The sequence below is a fragment of the Salinispora mooreana genome, assembly GCF_000379065.1.
GTDB lineage: Bacteria > Actinomycetota > Actinomycetes > Mycobacteriales > Micromonosporaceae > Micromonospora > Micromonospora mooreana.
On record NZ_KB900614.1, the window covers coordinates 1,591,207 to 1,610,266 of the forward strand.

Genomic DNA, 19,060 nt, shown 5'->3' on the forward strand with positions numbered 1-19,060 from the left:
GTGCGAATGTCATGGGGGCCAGCGGTGACAGGGCGGTGACCATGGGCGAGCACAGTGACGTACAGACCTTCGACCGTGCGGATCGAGCCCGGCATCGGGAAAAGCTCCACCATTGCCTCCGGGCCTTCGCCGAGTTGCTGCCGGACTCCCGGTTCGACGTGGATCGGCCAACGACCGGGCTGGAGATCGAGCTCAACCTGATCGACGACGAGTCGCGGCCCGCGATGCGCAACGCCGCCGTGCTGGCCGCGGTGGCCGACCCCGACTTCCAGACTGAGCTGGGTCAGTTCAACCTGGAGATCAACGTAACTCCGCTGCGACTCGCCGGCACGGGGGCGTGGCAGTTCGAAAAGACGCTCCGTGAGCGCCTCGACGCCGCCGATGTCCGGGCCCGCACCGTCGGTGCCCGCCTCGTCCTGATCGGAATCTTGCCGACGCTACGGCCAGAACACTTCACCTCGGCCGCGCTCTCTGCGAATCCCCGCTTCGAACTGCTCAACGAGCAGATCTTCGCCGCACGCGGCGAAGATCTGCGGATCGTCATCAACGGCGTGGAGCGACTAGCGATCACCGCGGACACCATCACTCCAGAGGCGGCCTGCACCAGCGCTCAGTTCCACCTCCAGGTCAGCCCCGCCCAGTTCGCCGACTACTGGAACGCGGCGCAGGCGATCGCCGGCGTTCAGGTCGCGCTGGGCGCCAACGCACCGCTGTTCTTCGGCCGGGAGCTCTGGCGGGAGACGCGGATACCGCTGTTCGAACAGGCGACCGACACCCGCGCAGAGGAGATCAAGGCACAGGGCGTCCGCCCCCGGGTGTGGTTCGGGGAACGCTGGATCACCACCGTCTTCGACCTCTTCGACGAAAACGTCCGCTACTTCCCCGCACTGCTGCCGGTCTGCGACCCGGAGGACCCAACCGACGCGATCGCGGCTGGTAACGTGCCGAAGCTGGCCGAGCTACGCCTGCACAACGGCACCATCTACCGGTGGAACCGGCCGAGGTACGACGTCCAGGCGGGCCGGCCGCGGCTACGGCTGGAGAACCGCGTGCTACCGGCCGGGCCCACCGTGGTCGACACCGTCGCCAACGGAGCGTTCTTCTTCGGCCTTGTCCGCGCGCTGGCCGAGAGTGACCGCCCGCTGTGGTCGCAGATGTCATTCAACGCCGCCGAGGAGAACTTCGCCACCTGCGCTCGGCACGGCATCGACGCGCAGGTCTTCTGGCCGGGCCTCGGCTACCTACCCGTCACCGAGTTGGTGCTCCGCCGACTACTGCCGCTGGCCCACCACGGGCTGGATCGCTGGGGAATGGACCCCACCGAGCGGGATCGGCTGCTCGGCATCATCGAGCAGCGCTGCCTCACCGGCCGCAACGGGGCGAGCTGGCAGGTCGCCACCCTGAACAGACTTGAGTCCGCTGATCGTCTGCGCCGGCCCGAGGCGCTGCGCGAGGTGGTCCGCCACTATGTGGACCTGATGCACAGCAACCGACCGGCCCACGAGTGGCCCATCCCCTGACCCACCCGGTCGAATTCGGATAGTAAGGTGTGGAAGTGTCAGCGACCGAACTGACACCTCGGCCGGCAGTCGAGGATCCCGACCCGGTTCTGGTCGCCATCGAACGGGCAATGATCAAAATTCGTCGCCGGTAGACCCACCGAGTACTGGGCCACATCGCCAAAGGACGAGCCGCACACCGACCTGAACCAGATCGCCGACCTGGCCCGGCTGCTGACCAGGTTCACCGCCTCGATCACAGCGGACGAATCCGGCTCCGAGGCGCCGCCCGCCAACCACACCTGAGCGGCCCGACGCGCTTCAGCTCCGGCCAGCAGAGAGATCACGACCGCTTGCACTGTCGGCAGCACCCCGCCACACCGCCTGCGGTAGGCGCAGCGAGGAGGCACTGAGGACGTGGCGAGAACAATCAGGGTCAGCACCCGGAGCGCGACCTTCCAGCAGTGGCAGGCCCTGCTGACCAATCGCACCAAACGCCAGCGCGCGGGGGAGTTCCTGGTCCAGGGGGTCCGGCCCATCACCCTCGCCGTCGAGCACGGTTGGCAGGTCCGTGCACTGCTGTATCCCGACGGGCAGAACCTCTCCCGATGGAGTCGAGACCTGCTGGACCGGGTCGGCGGGGCCAGTCGGGTGGCGGTGTCGCCGGAGCTTTTGGGTGAGCTCGGAGGCAAGGACGAGGAGCCACCAGAGTTACTCGCGGTGGTCGGGCTCCCCGAGGACCGACTGCAGCGGATACCCCGCTCGGCCGACATGTTGGTGATGGTCTTCGACCGACCGACCGCTCCCGGCAACATTGGTTCGCTGGTTCGGTCCGCGGACGCCTTCGGAGCCGCCGGCGTGGTCATCACCGGGCACGCAGCCGACCCCTACGACCCCAAGTCCGTGCGCGAGTACCGGTTCGATGTTCACTGTGCCCGTGGTGCGCGTGCCGAGCCATCGGGCGGTACTGGACTGGGCCGACTCGCTGCGCGCTGCGCACATCCCCATCGAGATCGTCGGCACCGACGAGAACGGCGAGGTCGAGATCGCCGGACACGACCTCACTGGCCCCAAGCTCATCGCGGTGGGGAACGAGACGCGCGGACTCAGCACGGCATGGCGGCAGTCCTGCGACCAGATGGTACGGATCCCGATAACCGGCGCCGCCAGTTCCCTGAACGCCGCCGCCGCGGCGACCGTCGTGTTGTACGAGGCCGCACGGCAACGAAGAGTGTCGACATCCGACGATGCGACTCACGTACGCCCGTAGCGGCGGCGTTCAGGTAGGTGGCGGCGCCGGGACTCCGCCACCGCCCTTCCAGGTAGAGGCGCGGAGCGACGACCGCCGTCGGGACGCCACTCGCCTCGATGTCGTGGATGAGCTGGGCGACCGGAGTCTCCGGCGCGGCTTGCAGCGGCGTCCCCGGCTGGTCAACGATCTGATCGCTGGTGGAGATGACACCCCGGTCAGGTCGGGCCGTTGCGACTGCCGCGGCGACCGCTTTGGCAAGGCGAGTGTGGGGCAGTCCCGACACCCGCAAACGGCCGGCAGTCACTGACACCCACCATGGTGTCAACGGCTACCGGCCGATTGAGTTGGGCGATTGTCGCTCCGGGTCAGCGCTGCTCGAGGTTGACGTAGTCGCGCTGCACGGCACCGGTGTAGACCTGCCGCGGACGGCCGATCTTCGTCTCCGGATCCTTGATCATCTCACGCCACTGGGCGATCCAGCCGGGGAGCCGCCCCAGCGCGAACAGGACCGTGAACATCTTCGTCGGGAAGCCCATGGCCTTGTAGATCAGGCCCGTGTAGAAGTCCACGTTCGGGTAGAGCCGGCGGGAGACGAAGAAGTCGTCGGCGAGGGCGATCTCCTCCAGCTCCATCGCGAGGTCCAGCATCGGATCCGAGTTGGACATCCGACCGAGCACATCCTGGGCGGCCTTCTTCACGATGGCGGCCCGGGGGTCGTAGTTCTTGTAGACCCGGTGGCCGAAGCCCATCAGCTTCGCACCGGCCTGCCGGTCCTTGACCCGCCGCACGAAGGAACGGACATCGCCGCCGTCGGCCTGGATTGTCTCCAGCATCTCCAACACGGCCTGGTTCGCACCGCCGTGCAGCGGACCGAAGAGGGCGTTCACACCGGCGGAGACCGAGGCGAAGAGGTTGGCGTTGCTGGAACCCACCAGCCGTACGGTCGAGGTGGAGCAGTTCTGTTCGTGGTCGGCGTGCAGGATGAACAGCATGTCCAGCACCCGAGCCATCACCGGATCGACCTCGTACGGCTCGGCCGGCACACCGAAGGTCATCCGGAGAAAGTTCTCCACGTACCCGAGGGAGTTCTCCGGGTACAGCAGCGGCTGGCCGATCGACTTCTTGTAGGCGTACGAGGCGATGGTCGGCACCTTCGCCATCAGCCGGACCGTCGACATCTCCACATGCTCGTCGTCGAACGGGTCGAGACTGTCCTGGTAGAAGGTGGAGATGGCGCTGACCGCCGAGGAGAGCACCGCCATCGGGTGCGCTTCCCGGGGGAAGCCGTCGAAGAACCGACGCATCTCCTCGTGCAGCAGCGAGTGCCGCCGGATCCGCTCGGTGAACTCGGTCAGCTGCTGCTGGGTGGGCAGCTCACCGTAGGTCAACAGGTACGAGACCTCCAGGAAGGAGGACTTCTCCGCCAGCTGCTCGATCGGGTAGCCACGGTAGCGCAGAATTCCCGCGTCGCCGTCAATATAGGTGATCGCGGACGAACAGGCGGCCGTGTTCACGAAACCAGGATCGTAGGTCGTCATCCCGGTCTGCTTGAGCATCTGGCTCACCCCGATGCCGGCGGGACCCTCGATCGCCGCTTTCACCGGCATCGACAGCTGCCCACCGGGGTGATCGAGCTTGACTTCCGTCATGTGCGTCCTCGCTTCGCCGACAGATCTTCTTCGTTGAATTTCCTTCGCTTTTACCGTATTCGTGCTTCCCAGGACACCGTCCGCGGTGGTTCACCGGTGAGGTATGCGTCACCCATTTCCCGGCCGAGCGGCCCAGGAAACACCGACCGGTCGACCGCCCCAGGACCGAAAGTCAGGCCGAGGCAGGACAGGGCAGAACGAAACCACTGGACGGCAACAAATCAGTCGAAATCACATCAGCGCACTACAAACTGCCGGGCAGAGGCCGGGATGGACGGGCCGGGGCCGAATAACGGGCAACCGCGGGCCGACCGGGGACCGGGGTCAGGAGAGCGCGAGTCGGGTCAGCGTGCCATCTGGAGCGACGAGGAAGAGAGCAAGCTGGTTGGCTCCCGGCCGAAAGATCTGGTCATCGCCGATCAGGGCGGCGAACCGGCGCCCGCCCTCGTCCCGGCCAACCACCGGAACCACGACGGCAACCCGGCCGTTGATGGCCACCGCCAGCGGGGTGCCATCAGGGATCTCGTCGGGCAGGTCGCCCCAGACCAACGCGGGCAGCATGCCCTGGTCCGGGTCCACCTCCCGGAAGGCAGCCAGGTTCTCGACCCGGGCCACCCCTGCCGCCGGCTGATCCGGCACCGTGCTGCCGACCAGCGGGTGCGGCGCGACGGGCGGCACCGCGGTGGGTACGCCACCGCCGATCGGGGTCGGCTGGGCGGGCCGGTCATAGAACACCTTGCTCGCCTGCGCCCGGGGCGCCTCCCGCGCCGACCGGCCATCAACCGCCCAGGGCAACCGGATCGCCGCCTCATCGGCGATGGTGGGCAGCAGGTCAACGTGCTGCCAGTTCCGGTCGTCGAGCCGGCCGGTGCGCTGCCCGGGATACTTGACAAACAGCGGCACCCAGGCCACCTCATCGGCGGCGACCTCGATCGCGCCCATCCCCCGCCCCTGTGCCCCCTTGGTGAAGCTCACCCCGTGGTCGGCGGTGACCACCAGCAGGGCGTCGTCGTAGAGTCCGGTGGCGCGCAGCGTACGCAGGGTCTCGCCGATCAGCCGGTCGGTGTAGCCGAGCTGGGCCAGATGCCGCTGACGGGCCAGTTCCACCCAGCCCTCCCCCTCGTTCGGGAAGTCCTCTGGCGCCGCATAGCGCACCCCCGAGGGCAGGTACGCCCACGGCGAATGCGGCATCAGCAGGTGTAGGAAGTGCAGGGTGGGCCGGGCGGATGGCTGGAGTCCGGCGAGGAAGCTACTGAACCGGGCCGGCTGGTTGTCGTTCAGCCGGTCCCAGCGAAACTTCGGATCCGCCGGGATCGGCTCGGCCGCGTCGATGCCAGCCTCAGCGGCGGTCTGCTCCCGGTAGGAGTCCGCCGGGTCAACCCGGCTCTCCGTCAGCGCGGATATTCGGGCCAGCAACTTCGCGCTCTCCCGAGCCAGTACACCCATCCCCTGCTCCCGACCCGGCGGCGTCTCACAGCGGCTGGGCGGGCAGAGCCGGGTGATGCTCTCCTCGGCACGGATGTCGTACAGGCCGCCGAAGGCGGTGAACAGGTTGTCCGGATGCTGTGAATAGTGTGGAGCCGCCCCCGTGGCCGGGTAGCGGCCGGTCAGCATCGCCGGCAACGCGTACGGCGTCCAACCGCTGACCCCCGTCGCGTTGCGGTACCAGGTCGAGCCAGTGGCCAGCTCCGCGAAGTGCGGGAACCGGTCCGCGTCGATCTGCCCGTCCGGGCCGAGCAGGGAGACGAGAGGCAGCTCGTCGAGGATCAACAGCACCACCGGCGGGTGGCCACCAGCGCGGGCCAGCCCGACGGCGCCGCCATCCCCGCGCGGCAACACCACCGTCGAGGTGGGCGACACGAGCAGGAACAGCGCAACGAAGACTGCTGGCCCGAGCGCCGCGACCCGCAGCACGCGGGCCGGGGCACGCCACCGCCGGTAGGCCACCGTCGCCGCCACCGCGACAACCAGCGCCAGCACCAACAGTGGTACGCCCCGCAACGGTGTCAGATGCCGTCCAATCTGTACGGCCAGCGCGGTAAGCAGTAGCCCCACCAGCAGCGTGTGGGTCAGCTCCCGGACGGTACGGCCGGCCAGCCGCGACATCGCCGCGATCGTGCCGACCACGACGGTCGGCACGATCGCGACCAGCACGACCAGCTGCACGATCTCGCCCCGACTGGCCCGATGGAAGAGGAAGAAGTCCGGACTCCGGCCGAGTACATCCAACAACGGCTGAGTGACCACGAGCCCGAGCAGAGCGGCGAGCTCCAGCAGCCGGCAGCCCTCCGCTCTCCAGCCACGCCGCGCTGCGCCGTCCGGGCCCCCCGCTGCACCGGCTCGTCGATCAGTGGTGCCGGCCACTCCGACGGGTTGATCCGGTGTGGGCGCGCCGCCCACGTCAGCCACTCAGGACCACCCGGTACAGGGTCCGACTACCCGACGGCAGGTGAAGGCGCTCCTCGAGGTGACCGCGGGCGGCGAGCAGCCGCTCGAACTCGTCCCGCCGGTAGTGGGGGAAGGTGTTCTCCAGCTTGTTGGCAAGCAGCCGGCGGGCCATCGGATCTTCCGGGTGCACGAACTCCACCACCAGGCGGGTGCCCGGCCGACCGAAACCGGCCAGCCACGCGACCACCTCCGGTAATGGGACGTTACGCCCCACCGCGAGGTGGTGGACCACCGCCAGGGCAAGGACGACATCAGCCCGCGCCCGATCCCCGAAGGAGGCCCGCTCGACCCCCCGCCAGCCGCCGCCGGGGGACGGGTCGGCCAGATCCATCACCAGTGGCAGGATCCGCTGCTCCCCCGCAGCCCGCAGCTCCCGGTACAGCCGGTCGACCACCCCCGGGTCCTGTTCGACGGCGACAACGTGCTCGGCATGGCGCGCGGCCAGGCGGGCGTACCGACCGTCGTTGGCCCCGAGGTCGAGCGCCAGCCGGGTCGGGGTCCCAGCGGTCAGCGAAGCGGCGACGAAGCGCTCCTTGGCGGCCCGGTCCTCGGCGGTGTAGCCGCAGGTGCGCTGGTAGTCGATCCAGTGGCTGGCGGGCGGCGGGCGGTCCAGCCGGCCGACAAGGCGTTGCAGGCCGCGTACCGTGGCGACGGCGAGGTCACGGGAGTAGCCGGCGTCGCGTAGCTGGTTGCGGACCTCGGCCGTGCTGGATCGAGCGTTGCGTCGCTGCATCGCGTCGTGTAGGTGGACGTGGGTAAGTACGCCGGGACGAAACCGACGACGGCCGGTGAAGAGACGACGAATCTGGTCCGCCTCGATGCCGTCCACCTGGGCCCGCAGCAGCGGCTGAAAGTCCAGCCCCAGGTGGGCACCGAGGAGCAGCGGGTAGAGCAGGGTCTGACAGAACTGGCGGTAGCCGGCCCAGGGTTCACCATCCCGGACCGGGGTGAACGAGCCGATGTCGATGAAGACCGGCTCCGCGCCACGCCACTGCAGGTTGTAGGCCGAACCGTCCTTGGTGGTGAACCCGCCCGGCAGCGCCGCCTGGAGGATCTCCAGGTGCAGCAGGGCGGCGTCTCGCAACATGCCGTGGGACCATTCGTACGGGTGGGAGACGAATGGGATGCGTTCGTGCCGGAGCACCGCGGCCCAGCCCGGTGGCGCCGGGCTGGTCTCGACGGTGTCGCAGACCTTGCCCTCGGCAAGCAGCGCCGTGAAGAAGTCGCTGCCGACGAGGGCCCGCCAGTCGGCGGCGGCTCGCCCGTCCAACCCACGCAGCACGTCGTCGCCGCGGTGGAAGACGCGGTTCGCGGGGTCCCGGAAGGACGCCGGCTCGGCCCGCAGGTCGGGATACGCAGATGTCATGCCGGTCAGTGCCGGTCGGTGGGCTGCTTGCGGAACCGGTCCACCAGGCGTCGCCAGTAGAGCTTGCCGGCCACCGCGACACCAGCTATCCCGCCAACCACCGCCTGCACGATCAGGCTGCCCGATCCCGCGTCCAGGTAGGCCAGAAGATCCACCGGCCACTCCTTCCGATCTCGACCCTCGGCACACCGAAACGGCCCACCAGGGAGGGTTTGCCCAATACGCTGGGGATGTATTCGGACACAGTACGCGCATGTCGGAGCGATGCGGGTGATAACCACGCGATTTTCCGATCTGATAGCGAAGCGACCTCCTGATCACCCACCCCGCCGGTGGTGCATGGTGATCCCGAAGGTCAGTCGCCGGTTCGCCGCCGTGTTGGCGACCGCGGTCATCAGCAGCGACAGTAGCGCCGCCGGATCCGTCAACAGGTCGACTTCCATGTACACGAGCACCGAAGCGGTGCGGCCGACCAGGCGGACCACAGTACCCGCCCACGCCCCTTGCTAATTCTCCGCTGTGGAATTCGGCAGCCGTACGGTGAACACGGTGCGGCCGGGTCGGCTGCGCACCGACAGCACTCCGTGGTGGGCGTCCACCACGGCCGCGACGATGGCGAGCCCCAGCCCGGTGCTGCCGTGCGACCGCGACCGTGAACTGTCGCCACGCGCGAAGCGTTCGAAGACCTCCGGTTGAAGGTCCGCCGGGATACCCGGTCCGTCGTCGGCGACCCGGAGCACCGCGGCGTCTGGCTCGACAGCGAGGCTGGTGGTGACCGTGGTGCCGGCCGGGGTGTGTACCCGGGCATTCGTCAGCAGGTTGGCCACCACCTGGTGCAGCCGGGCCGCGTCACCGGGCACACCGATCTGCTGCTCCGGCAGGTCAAGTTGCCAACGGTGCTCGGGCCCGGCCACGTGCGCGTCGCTGACCGCGTCCACGACCAGCGCGGAGAGGTCCACCGGCGCGACGGCGAGGGGACGACCCGAGTCGAGCCGGGCGAGCAGCAACAGGTCCTCCACCAGACCAGTCATCCTGGTGCTCTCGGACTCGACGCGGCGCAGGGCGTGTGCCACGTCGGGCGGCACCTGGTCCCGACCACGCCGAGCCACCTCCGCATAGCCACGGATGGCGGCCAGCGGCGTCCGCAGTTCGTGACTCGCGTCAGCGACGAACTGACGTACCCGCGTCTCGCTGGCCTGCCGCGCGGCGAGCGCGGCGGCGACGTGCCCGAGCATCCGATTGAGCGCGGCACCGACCTGGCCCACCTCGGTACGGGGGTCGGTGTCGGGTTCTGGCACCCGGACCGGCAGCGTCACCTCGCCCCGGTCCAACGGGAGTTCACTGACGCTGCGTGCGGTGGCGGCGACCCGCCGCAGCGGACGCAGGGTACGCCGAACCATGAGCGCGCCCGTGGTGCCGGCGACGACCAACCCGGCGCCGGCGACACCGGCCTGCGCGACGACCATTCGCATCACCGTCTCCTGCACCTCGGCGAGGGGCAGTGCGAACGCGGTCACCTCGCCGTCACGCCACTGCCGGGCGATGGCGCGGTACTCCCCCAGATCGCCCAGGTCCACGGTGCGCGGTCCGGTTTCGGGCACCAGTGCGCCCAGCCCCGCCACCTTCTCGGGTGCGATCTTCTCCCCGCCCTCCCGGACCTCGGTCTGGATTCGGGCCTTGACCACCCGGTCGTCGCGCAGTTGCGCGACGACTGAGCCCACGTCCATGCCACGCGAGACCTGCAGGTCATCCTGGGTGGGGCGAGGAACAGGCGGAACGAAGCCGCGGGGTCCCGCGTCGAGTCTGAGCTGCCGGTCGATCCGGTCGGTCAGGAAGTCCCGCAGGGCGACGGTGGTGATGGTGCCGATGCCGACGCTGACCACGGCCAGCAGGGCAACCAGGATAACCACCAACCGCGTCCACAGTGACCAACCGGCAAGCCATCGTCGCCGGCCAGCCCGTTCACTCGGCGGGCTTGAGGACATAGCCCGCCCCGCGCAGAGTGTGGATCATCGGCGCGCGGCCGGCGTCGATCTTTTTACGCAGGTACGAGATATAGAGCTCAACCACGTTGGCCTGACCCCCGAAGTCATAGTTCCACACCCGGTCCAGAATCTGCGCCTTGCTGAGCACTCGGCGCGGATTACGCATGAGATAGCGCAGTAACTCGAACTCGGTGGCGGTCAATGTGATCAACTGCCCGCCCCGACTCACCTCGTGGCTGTCCTCGTCGAGGGAGAGGTCACCCACGGTGAGCACCGCCTCCTGCTGGGCGGCGATCGCGAAGCCGGAACGGCGCAGCAGCGCCCGCAGGCGGGCGATCACCTCTTCCAGGCTGAACGGCTTGGTCACATAGTCGTCACCGCCGACGGTCAGCCCGGCGACCCGATCCTCGACCGCGTCCCGTGCGGTCAGAAAGAGCACCGGCACCGTCGGGGCCACCCCGCGCAGGCGACGCAGCACCGCGAAGCCGTCCAGGTCGGGCAGCATCACGTCGAGAACCACGGCGTCCGGCTGAAACTGGCGGACTGCGCTCAACGCCGCCATCCCGTTGCCAGCCGTCCGCACCTGCCAACCCTCGTAGCGCAGCGCCATCGACAGCAGGTCAGCCAGGGTGGACTCGTCGTCAACGACCAGGACACGCACGGGCTGGCCATCGGGGCGGCGGAGGTCAACCCGGGCTGGTTCCACCTGCTCGTTGGTCATCATGGCCCTCATCCTGGATGCCCCCGCTGTAGGGCGGTTGTGCGGTTCCTGTGCCCCCGCTGTGCAGGCTACTCGGACATTTCCGAGATACCGAAGCGCACCGACGGAGGCCAAGCCCGGCTCCGCTCCCCTGCGCTGCTCCTCCGCGCCCGAAACACGGTTTCGCCGGCCGAAAGCTGGGTAGCCCGGGGTGAGTGACGGGAGGAACGCGATGTCCCAGCACAGCTCCTGGCTGAACGAGACAGCCACCGCAACAGCGGAGGGCGGACACGTCCGAACTGAGGATGGTGGGCTCTCCACCGCCCTGGCATCCCCACTGGCTCCGCACTGCACCGGGCTGAGCCCGTCGCAGTTGCTCGCTGCCGCCTTCGCCTCCTGCCTACACCACGCCGCGGTGGAGGCGGCCGGCGAAATCACCGACGAGGCGCACACGGTCCAGGTACGGGCGGAGGCGAAGCTCGGCCGAGACGACGACGGCCGCTACCGGGCCGACGTGAGCGCCTCCATCTCGTCGGCTGGACTGACCCGTCAACAACTGGCGGATCTGGTGGAGCACGCGGACCGACTCTGGCCCTTCTCCACCGAGGATGCGAGCCGGCACCACCTGACGGTGGCGCTGACCGACAACGGCCGACGCTGAGCAGCTCACGGCGAGTTGGAAGCCGTCGGACAAGCACTCTGACCTACCCACAAACAGTCGAACGACCTATATACGCTCAGCTGTTCGGAGGAGGGTAGGTGTTCGGGTCCGCGCATTCGACAAGATCGAAGACCTGCGACCTTTTGAGGTTCTTGACGAACTATTTCCGACATAAGAGATAGTTGAGTTTTGGGAGGTTTCCCCGGACCTCATCCACCCCATCCGAACTTTGGTGCAAATAGTGACGTGTCCCACCAAAGGGACCGGTGGCAACGAGCGATCCGCTTTCTAGCCTCGGCGGATGCACTCCGACGACACCTTCACCCAGAAGGCGACCGAGCACGAACCGACTACCCGTTCGACCGAGGAGAGCTCCACCGAACGGACGACCCTTACCTTTCACGCCCCTCACCGCGGGCTACGCGCTCTCCTTGCGTCCACCCCGACCCGGGTCGCTCTCGCTACCGGCCTCACCTGCTGCCTCGGCGTGGCCGCCTACGCCGGGACACGACAGACTCCCGAGCAGCCGGAGCGGACCCCAGTCGCCGAGGCAGCGGCGGAGCGGATCGACGCCGCCGAGCGCTCCTCACGTTCCCTCCTCCGAGAGGACGCCATTCCCACCTCGACGAGCCTCAGTCCGACCGACACCGCCAGTCCGACCGACACCCCCAGTCCGACCGACGCCCCCAGTCCGACCGACACCGCCAGTCCGACCGACATGGCAGAGGAGGAGTCCACACCCAGCGAGTCGGTACCGCCCCAACCGGTCGCCGGGCTGACCCAGATCCAGATGGACAACGCAAAGACAATTGTCGATGTTGGGACCGAGATGAACATCCCGCATCGTGGTTTGGTCGTTGCCATCGCCACCGCGATGCAGGAGAGCACCCTGCTCAACTACGCCAACGCAAGCGTGCCGGAGTCACAGAACTACCCACACGAGGCAGTTGGCTGGGACCACGACTCGGTCGGCCTCTTCCAGCAGCGGTCAAGCACCGGCTGGGGCAGCATCTCCGACCTGATGACTCCGACCTACGCGGCCACGGCGTTCTACGAGGCGCTCCTACAGGTCCCCGGCTGGCAGGAGATGAGCGTCGCCTGGGCAGCCCAGTCTGTTCAGGTTTCGGCCTTCCCCGATGCGTACGCCCAGCACGAGACTCGAGCGACCACAATCGTCAGCGCGTTGGTGTGACGAAGAACGTCCCGCTCGGCGGGGTGACTCGCCCCCAGGGAGCGACTCGTCCTCACTGGGCGACTCGGCTCGGCCCCACGGCGGAGGCGGCGGTCGGCGTGTCGGCCGGCACCGCCTCCGCCGGGCCACCGAGGATCTGGTCAACCCGGGCCGCCCGGCACTGCCGGGCGTATAGCGCCGCCTCAAGCTCCCGGCGGGCCTGCACCGCCTCGGTGTAGACCTGCTCACGCACCCGCCGCGCTTCCTCCCGGGCGGAGTCGAACTCCAGTCGTGCCCGCAGGAGTAGTTCGGCTGCCTCCCGCTCCGCCGTCTCCCGGTCGGCTGCGTCGGCGGGTCGCCGAGCCACATCGCCAAGGTCAAGCCGCTGGAGCAACCCGCACAGGCCCGCCGCCTCCTCGCGAATCTCGTCCCACTTCCGTCCGGCCCCCGCGGCGCCCGCAGCGCGTGCCGCCAACCGGCTCAACCGGACTCCAAGCTCATTCAGGCAGGAGTCGACCTGCCGCTGGTCGTAACCGATGTCCACGACGGAGAACCTCATACTGTCGCCCCCAGGCAGCTGGTCCGTCTATCCCCACCATCGATCCTCGGTGCCCGGGGGCCATCGCCGAGGACATTCCGAAAAAATATTCAACATTCGAATGAAGCGGCCATTTCCGATACTTTCCGGGTCGGCCGCTACCGGTCGGTCCCGCTGGAGCGCGGCGGGCCGAAGAGCGGCACAGCTCCGCACTCTGTCGTCGATGCCACCACTTCCACCGCCCGCCTTACACCGCCCGCAGGTCGGGGCCGGTAACCCGCCCCGGCACCACCGTCGTTGCCTCGGCGTCCGCCGGTGCTCCCGAATCCGGAGTTTGGAAGAGGTAGCGGACAAACTCCCCGCCGGCCTCGTTGTCGTCCGCACCGGGCCACTGCCCAACGCAGTCCACCCCGATCACCTCCCGGCCAGTGCCGTCGGTCTCCTCAAGCAGGACCCACAAGCTGACCGGATAGCAACGGGTGCCGCCGGGTGCCAGACGCCAACGCGCGTACCAGCCGGGTCGGGCGGGGATGATCTCGACGATCTGCTTCATCACGACCTTCCCTTCCGCATACCTCGGAAGTCCACCGGTCCACTGCGATCGTCCGGCTCAACCGGGTGAGCGACCATCACCCAGGCCGGATGAGGATCCGACAGGGACGCAGTGGTCCGCGAGTCCAGCCCGGCAGGGGCGGCCACCGCCAACGCGGCCCCGCACCGCCGCGGGCCGGCCGCCGGCCCTGCGGGCCGCGCCGCCCGGCCCTGTTTCCTGCTCGCCGGCGGTGGGAAGGCAGTTGCGACAGCCGGAACCGCAGTGGAGGAGTTGTCACATGCGCAAGCAGATGGAGGGCGACAACCAACGCCGCCGGGCGCTCGCCCGGCAGGCCCGGAGCCAGGGACAGCGGCCCAGCGAGACCGGGGCCAGCCTGGGCGCCGCCAAGCAGCTAACCAGCCTGGACCACCGGCGGCGCAACGGACCCGCTCCGGCGGGACGCCACAAACCGACCAGCACCAGCGGTGGTCCCGCCCCGCCGCCGATCGGGGCCCCGGAGAATTCACGGCCCATTCCGGAGAGCGGTCGCACCGATCCCACCACGATCAGCTACCAGGATCTGGTGAGTGATGTTGGGCGGCGGTCCGGGGTCGACTTCCCTACCGCGAAGGTGGGCGTGACGGCGACAGTGCTGACCCTGGCCCGCGCACTGGGGGTGGCCGAACGCGGCCGGCTGCTCGCTGCCGTACCGAACCGGCTACACGACATCACTCCGGTGGACCCGATCGAGGACCGCTCCGACCTACCCGGCTTCCTCGCCGAGGTGGGCCGGCTCAGCGGCCGTACCCCGGAACAGGCCCGCTACCAGGCGGCGGCCACCCTCACCGCGCTGGCCGACCGGGACGGCGACCTGGTCGAGTCGCTGCACGTCCCGAAGGGGCTGTGGGACCTACTCGCCCCGCCCGAGCCCGGCGGAGGCGTGATCGGGGCAACGGCCGCAACCCCGTCCCTGGACGACGGGCAGCTACGCGAGGTGCTGGCCCGCCTCCCGTACTGGTCCGGGGACCGGCACGGGCTGTCCCGGACAGTCGAGCTGCCCGCCGAGAACCTCGGCCGCGTGCTCGACCGACTCGACCGACTCCGACGACTGACCGGACGCGGGCCTTCGATCGGTCAACCCGACCGCACCACCGCGGTGTTGACGGTGACGACCGCCCGGCCCCGGGGAGCGCCGGAGGTAACAGAGCCAGACGTTGATCTGGCCCACGCGGTGGACGACGCGATCGACAAGGTGGGGGCCGGGATGGCGGGCTAGCCCGGCGCCCGGTGGCGGGGAGGGGCCGCCTCCACCACCTGTGGTGGACCGGCCCCTCCCCGCCTACCCCGCGTGAGCCGGCACCTCGGGGGAGTTGCCCTCCAACGGAACCGAGTGGGCCGGCACCAGGCTCAGCTGGACCGCCGGACGGGGCAAGGTCGCGTCGAGCAGCCAGTCGGCACCCACCCGGGCTCGATTGCCGGGCATGTTGAGCAGGTGGTATCCCCGGGTCACCACCTTCGCGGGCAGTCCGGCCAGCGGCACCTTCAACGGGTTCGCTGCCGCGTCGCGACCCCCCAGGTCGACCACCCAGCCCAGGTCATGGTGCTTGTACGGCTTGCGGGTGCCCTGCCCGTAGGAGGCGGCGATGTTGTGGGCGACCAGCTTGCCCTGCCGCTGGGCATGCTGGGCGGTCATCGCGCAGACCTGCCCGGGCTGGGCTAGGTCGGGCACGGCCGCGGCGTCGCCGCAGGCGAACACCTCCGGGAAACCCGGAACGTTGAGGTACTCATCGGTCACCAGACGGCCCTTCTCGGTCCGCAGGCCGAGCTGCTCGACGAACGGATCGGGGCGGACCCCCACACACCAGATGAGGGAGCAGGTCTGGATGAACTCCCCGTCGGTGAGTTTGACCCCGTCGGCGGTCGCGACCGCAACCGAGGTCCCCATCCGCACATCCACTCCCCGCTCGTCCAGGACCCGATGGGCGGTGTCGGACATCCGCCGGTCCAGCTCGGGCAGCACCCGCGGCGCCACGTCGAGCAGCATCCACCGGGGCCGAAGCTTCAGCCCAGACCGCTGCCCGAGGAGCCGGTCGGTGAACAGCTGTCCGTGGGCAGCCACCTCGGTGCCGGTGTAGCCAGCTCCCACCACCACGAAGGTGGCCCGGGCCCGTTGTTCGGCCGGGTCGGTGGCTTGTTCCGCCAGCTCGATTTGTCGGACCACGTGGTCGTGCACGTAGAGCGCCTCCGGCAGACCGCGAAAGCCATGCGCGTACTCGGTGACCCCGGGGATCGGCAGCAGCTTGTTGACGCTACCGACGGCCAGCACCAGCCGGTCGTACGCGAGGCGGTTCCGCTCCCCCTCCGGCTGCGTGAAACCGACCCAGCGGTTCCGCAGGTCAACGTGGTCGGCTTCGCCGACCACGAGGCGGACACCGTCGAGTGTCCCCGCCAGCGGCACTGCGATCCGGGTCGGCTCGACAACACCGGCGGCGACCTCTGGTAGCAGCGGCAGATACAGGAAGTAGTCAGTCGTGTTCAGCAGCACGATCTCGGCCTGGTCCTTGGCCAACCGGCTAAGCGTCTTTGCGGCGTGGTACCCGGCGAAACCGGCTCCTACGATCACCACCCGAGGCTTCGTCATTCCACCGCCGTTCCCCGGGCAAGGCCGGACAAACCTCCCGCGGCGGCCGGCAACGGCACCGCGGGTGTCACGTACCGCTGACGAACACCCTCGGTCGGGCGTCCCGCCCAGCAGGCCGGCCCGGGAACAGACCCGGGCCGGCCTATCCGCTGGACGCAGGGCCCTAACGGGGGGTCCCGTCGCCGCCGGAGGTGTTGACGATCGACCCCTGTCCACTCGACCTGCTGGTGCGAGTCGCATACAGGCTGGTGACGGTGACCACCATGAGGACCATGAGGATCACTGCGAGTGATGCCAGGGTCGGAATCTCCGGCACCCCCGGCCAGACCCCGTGCGCCCAGTGCAGGCCCAACTTCACTCCGATGAACGCGAGGATGACCGCGAGCCCGTAGTTGAGGTGCACCAGCCGGCTGAGCGCGGCGTGCAGGACGAAGTAGAGCGCCCGCAGCCCGAGCAGCGCGAAGGCGTTGGTGGCGAAGACCAGGTACGGATCTTCGGTGATGCCGTACACGGCGGGCACCGAATCGACGGCGAAGACCACATCGGTGGCGAGCACCGCGACGACCACCAGCGCCAGCGGGGTGAGCGTTCGCCGGCCAGCCAGCCGTACGACCATCTTTGTACCCTGGTACTCCTGGGTGACCGGCATGAACCTGCGCAGGAGCCGCACCGCGCGCATCCCGTTGATGTCGACCTCTTGTTCCTGGCCGGAAATCGCGTCACGCAGCAGCTTCGCCGCGGTGGCGAGCAGGATGAGCGCGAAGAGCAGGAAGGCGAAGTCGAGCGTCTGCAGAGCAGCCGCGCCGAGTGCGATGAACACCGCGCGCAGCACCAGGGCACCGGTGATCCCGAACAGCAGGACCCGCTGGGCGAGCACCGGGGGCACCGCGAACGCGGCCAGCAGCAGCATGAAGACGAAGAGGTTGTCCACCGAGAGGGACTTCTCCACCAGGTAGCCAGTCAGATACTCGACGCCCTGCTGCGAGCCGTAGCGGGACCAGAGCCAGGCACCGAACGCCAGCGGCAGCGCGAGGTAGAACGCCGACCAGGCCAGCGCCTCCCGGATCGACACCTCGTGCGGCCGCCGGGTGACCAGAAAGTCGAGTACCAGCAGCACGACGATGCCGGCAATGGTGACGCCCCACAGCGTCGGTGTACCGACTGACTGTAGCCCGGCAGAAAGGTACAAATCGGTCATGGAGCCTCCTCGAACACGATGCCATGCTCGAGGTCTCCTTCACCCACTTTCGTAGGCAACCATCCGAGGCAGGCTCCGGGCCCGCCGTACTGACCGGAATGGCTCGTGGGAAGTACTCCCCTCGTCGCGACAAGGTTAGGCCAATCCGGGTCCGGTCTGCCACGCGGCACCCCGGCCACCCAGTCTCCCACCAGCACACCTAGCCCCCTATCCCCCGGGCCCATCGGCGCCTATCGTGGCCCGATGACCGACAACGTACCGGCCGGCCCCCTCGCCGGGGTGCGGGTAATCGAGCTGGCCGGGATTGGGCCAGGACCGTTCGCCGCAATGATGCTGGCCGATCTCGGTGCCGAGGTGATCCGGGTGGACCGGGCGGCCGACGTGGACCCGGCCGCTTTCGGCACCCCCCACCCCGATCTACTGAACCGGGGGCGGCGATCAATCGGCGTGGACCTGAAGTCACCCCCCGGCCGCGACGTGGCACTCGCGCTGACCGCCGGCGCGGATGTGCTGATCGAGGGCTTCCGGCCCGGCGTGACCGAGCGACTCGGTCTCGGCCCGGCGGACTGCCACGCGGTCAACCCACACCTCGTGTACGGGCGGATGACCGGCTGGGGGCAGCACGGTCCCGCCGCACTGGAAGCCGGGCATGACATCACCTACCTGGCCTTGACCGGGACGCTACACGGGATCGGACGGGCCGACGAACGTCCGGTGCCGCCACTGAACCTGCTCGGCGACTTCGGTGGCGGTGGAATGCTCCTGGCCCTCGGCCTGATCAGCGCCCTGTATGCCGTGCGCGGCGGTGCCCCCGGCCAGGTGGTGGACGCCGCCATCGTGGACGGCGTCTCGGTGCTCAGCACCCAGATCCACGCCCTGCGCCACCTCGGCCGGTGGCAGGACCCCCGCGGAGTGAACCTGCTCGACGGGGGCGCTCCGTTCTACGACAGCTACGAGTGTGCCGACGGAAAGCATCTGGCGGTGGGCGCACTGGAGTCCCGCTTCTACGACGAACTGGTTCGGCGTACCGGGTTTCCGCTGCCTGGTGACACGGCGCTGGACCGCACCGATCCGGCGAACTGGCCGGCGCTGCGGGAGGCGTGGGCACGGTTGTTCCGGACCCGGACCCGGGACGAGTGGGCGGCGATGTTCGCCGGCTCGGACGCCTGCGTGGCGCCGGTTCTGGACTGGGCGGAGGCGCCGGCACACCCGCACCTGACGGCGCGGGACACGTTCGTGGAACACCACGGGGTGACCCAACCGGCACCCGCACCGCGCTTCTCCGGTACGCCGACGGCCCTGCACCGGCCACCGCCACACCCCGGCGAACACACGGACGAACTGCTGGCCGAGGCGGGCTTCGGAGCTGACCGCATCGCCGACCTGCACGCTGCGGGCGCCGTAGCCTAGTGCGGGGAGT

The 19,060-nt window shown here is 69.1% G+C and carries 15 protein-coding genes and 3 pseudogenes; 6 read left to right on the forward strand and 12 right to left on the reverse strand.

Annotated features, from left to right (window positions below; genetic code table 11):
• Window positions 1-41 precede the first annotated feature (41 nt).
• Window positions 42-1,520 (forward strand): glutamate--cysteine ligase family protein, encoded by a 1,479-nt coding sequence (locus SALPAC6_RS0107605; protein WP_026189413.1) that lies wholly within the window; start codon window positions 42-44, stop codon window positions 1,518-1,520.
• Between the two features lie 396 nt (window positions 1,521-1,916).
• Window positions 1,917-2,769: pseudogene (locus tag SALPAC6_RS25520) on the forward strand (TrmH family RNA methyltransferase).
• A gap of 46 nt (window positions 2,770-2,815) precedes the next feature.
• On the opposite strand, the pseudogene SALPAC6_RS27415 reads toward SALPAC6_RS25520, so the two are convergent.
• The 8 genes and pseudogenes from SALPAC6_RS27415 to SALPAC6_RS0107650 form a co-directional block, all read right to left on the reverse strand.
• Window positions 2,816-3,007: pseudogene (locus SALPAC6_RS27415) on the reverse strand (hydroxylase); the annotation flags it as partial.
• A 109-nt stretch (window positions 3,008-3,116) separates the two neighbouring features.
• Entirely contained in the window at window positions 3,117-4,400 is a 1,284-nt protein-coding gene (locus SALPAC6_RS0107620) for a citrate synthase (RefSeq protein ID WP_018252835.1), read from the reverse strand.
• Window positions 4,401-4,724: 324 nt separating this feature from the next.
• The gene (locus SALPAC6_RS0107625) at window positions 4,725-6,809 is read right to left on the reverse strand and encodes a sulfatase-like hydrolase/transferase (RefSeq protein ID WP_018252836.1); all 2,085 of its coding nucleotides are present in this window, start codon (window positions 6,807-6,809) and stop codon (window positions 4,725-4,727) included.
• Window positions 6,802-8,214 (reverse strand): class I SAM-dependent methyltransferase, encoded by a 1,413-nt coding sequence (locus tag SALPAC6_RS0107630; RefSeq protein WP_018252837.1) that lies wholly within the window; start codon window positions 8,212-8,214, stop codon window positions 6,802-6,804. The genes SALPAC6_RS0107625 and SALPAC6_RS0107630 overlap by 8 nt, the downstream gene beginning before the upstream one ends.
• Window positions 8,215-8,219: 5 nt before the next feature.
• On the reverse strand, window positions 8,220-8,369 hold the full coding sequence (locus SALPAC6_RS29650) for a hypothetical protein (RefSeq protein WP_018252838.1): 150 nt from the start codon (window positions 8,367-8,369) through the stop codon (window positions 8,220-8,222).
• Window positions 8,370-8,537: 168 nt separating this feature from the next.
• Window positions 8,538-8,690: pseudogene (locus tag SALPAC6_RS30725) on the reverse strand (glycosyltransferase family 2 protein); the annotation flags it as partial.
• A 30-nt stretch (window positions 8,691-8,720) separates the two neighbouring features.
• Window positions 8,721-10,199: a sensor histidine kinase gene (locus tag SALPAC6_RS0107645; protein WP_050563430.1), complete on the reverse strand. Its 1,479-nt coding sequence runs from the start codon at window positions 10,197-10,199 to the stop codon at window positions 8,721-8,723.
• Window positions 10,177-10,923, reverse strand: a complete 747-nt coding sequence (locus tag SALPAC6_RS0107650; protein ID WP_018252841.1) for a response regulator transcription factor — start codon at window positions 10,921-10,923, stop codon at window positions 10,177-10,179. Before SALPAC6_RS0107650 ends, SALPAC6_RS0107645 begins: the two co-directional genes overlap by 23 nt.
• A 208-nt stretch (window positions 10,924-11,131) precedes the next feature.
• Between SALPAC6_RS0107650 and SALPAC6_RS0107655 the strand changes: the two genes are divergently transcribed.
• Window positions 11,132-11,560: an OsmC family protein gene (locus tag SALPAC6_RS0107655; RefSeq protein WP_018252842.1), complete on the forward strand. Its 429-nt coding sequence runs from the start codon at window positions 11,132-11,134 to the stop codon at window positions 11,558-11,560.
• Window positions 11,561-11,861: 301 nt separating this feature from the next.
• A complete protein-coding gene (locus SALPAC6_RS0107660; RefSeq protein WP_018252843.1) occupies window positions 11,862-12,752 on the forward strand; it encodes a hypothetical protein in 891 nt (296 codons plus the stop codon).
• Between the two features lie 52 nt (window positions 12,753-12,804).
• Here the strand turns inward: SALPAC6_RS0107660 and SALPAC6_RS0107665 are convergent, their stop codons facing one another.
• Both SALPAC6_RS0107665 and SALPAC6_RS0107670 read right to left on the reverse strand, forming a co-directional pair.
• On the reverse strand, window positions 12,805-13,290 hold the full coding sequence (locus tag SALPAC6_RS0107665) for a hypothetical protein (protein ID WP_018252844.1): 486 nt from the start codon (window positions 13,288-13,290) through the stop codon (window positions 12,805-12,807).
• Window positions 13,291-13,516: 226 nt separating this feature from the next.
• A complete protein-coding gene (locus SALPAC6_RS0107670) occupies window positions 13,517-13,822 on the reverse strand; it encodes a hypothetical protein (RefSeq protein WP_018252845.1) in 306 nt (101 codons plus the stop codon).
• Window positions 13,823-14,099: 277 nt separating this feature from the next.
• Here SALPAC6_RS0107670 and SALPAC6_RS0107675 point away from each other — a divergent pair, with 277 nt between their 5' ends.
• A complete protein-coding gene (locus SALPAC6_RS0107675) occupies window positions 14,100-15,077 on the forward strand; it encodes a DUF2267 domain-containing protein (RefSeq protein ID WP_018252846.1) in 978 nt (325 codons plus the stop codon).
• Between the two features lie 63 nt (window positions 15,078-15,140).
• On the opposite strand, the gene SALPAC6_RS0107680 is transcribed toward SALPAC6_RS0107675, so the two are convergent.
• Both SALPAC6_RS0107680 and SALPAC6_RS0107685 read right to left on the reverse strand, forming a co-directional pair.
• Window positions 15,141-16,442 carry an NAD(P)/FAD-dependent oxidoreductase gene (locus SALPAC6_RS0107680; RefSeq protein WP_026189416.1) on the reverse strand — a complete coding sequence of 434 codons (1,302 nt, stop codon included), beginning with the start codon at window positions 16,440-16,442 and terminating at the stop codon, window positions 15,141-15,143.
• A 163-nt stretch (window positions 16,443-16,605) separates the two neighbouring features.
• Window positions 16,606-17,640: a TerC/Alx family metal homeostasis membrane protein gene (locus SALPAC6_RS0107685; RefSeq protein WP_018252848.1), complete on the reverse strand. Its 1,035-nt coding sequence runs from the start codon at window positions 17,638-17,640 to the stop codon at window positions 16,606-16,608.
• Window positions 17,641-17,883: 243 nt separating this feature from the next.
• Between SALPAC6_RS0107685 and SALPAC6_RS0107690 the strand changes: the two genes are divergently transcribed.
• Window positions 17,884-19,050, forward strand: a complete 1,167-nt coding sequence (locus SALPAC6_RS0107690; RefSeq protein ID WP_018252849.1) for a CaiB/BaiF CoA transferase family protein — start codon at window positions 17,884-17,886, stop codon at window positions 19,048-19,050.
• The last annotated feature ends 10 nt before the right edge of the window (window positions 19,051-19,060 follow it).

Excerpts from the sequence above, each read along its gene's own strand:
- SALPAC6_RS0107605 (WP_026189413.1), top strand. The coding sequence starts at position 42 with ATGGGCGAGCACAGTGACGTACAGACCTTCGACCGTGCGGATCGAGCC.
- SALPAC6_RS0107620 (WP_018252835.1), bottom strand. The coding sequence starts at position 4,400 with ATGACGGAAGTCAAGCTCGATCACCCCGGTGGGCAGCTGTCGATGCCG.
- SALPAC6_RS0107630 (WP_018252837.1), bottom strand. The coding sequence starts at position 8,214 with ATGACATCTGCGTATCCCGACCTGCGGGCCGAGCCGGCGTCCTTCCGG.
- SALPAC6_RS0107645 (WP_050563430.1), bottom strand. The coding sequence starts at position 10,199 with ATGTCCTCAAGCCCGCCGAGTGAACGGGCTGGCCGGCGACGATGGCTT.
- SALPAC6_RS0107650 (WP_018252841.1), bottom strand. The coding sequence starts at position 10,923 with ATGATGACCAACGAGCAGGTGGAACCAGCCCGGGTTGACCTCCGCCGC.
- SALPAC6_RS0107655 (WP_018252842.1), top strand. The coding sequence starts at position 11,132 with ATGTCCCAGCACAGCTCCTGGCTGAACGAGACAGCCACCGCAACAGCG.
- SALPAC6_RS0107660 (WP_018252843.1), top strand. The coding sequence starts at position 11,862 with ATGCACTCCGACGACACCTTCACCCAGAAGGCGACCGAGCACGAACCG.
- SALPAC6_RS0107665 (WP_018252844.1), bottom strand. The coding sequence starts at position 13,290 with ATGAGGTTCTCCGTCGTGGACATCGGTTACGACCAGCGGCAGGTCGAC.
- SALPAC6_RS0107670 (WP_018252845.1), bottom strand. The coding sequence starts at position 13,822 with ATGAAGCAGATCGTCGAGATCATCCCCGCCCGACCCGGCTGGTACGCG.
- SALPAC6_RS0107675 (WP_018252846.1), top strand. The coding sequence starts at position 14,100 with ATGCGCAAGCAGATGGAGGGCGACAACCAACGCCGCCGGGCGCTCGCC.
- SALPAC6_RS0107680 (WP_026189416.1), bottom strand. The coding sequence starts at position 16,442 with ATGACGAAGCCTCGGGTGGTGATCGTAGGAGCCGGTTTCGCCGGGTAC.
- SALPAC6_RS0107685 (WP_018252848.1), bottom strand. The coding sequence starts at position 17,640 with ATGACCGATTTGTACCTTTCTGCCGGGCTACAGTCAGTCGGTACACCG.
- SALPAC6_RS0107690 (WP_018252849.1), top strand. The coding sequence starts at position 17,884 with ATGACCGACAACGTACCGGCCGGCCCCCTCGCCGGGGTGCGGGTAATC.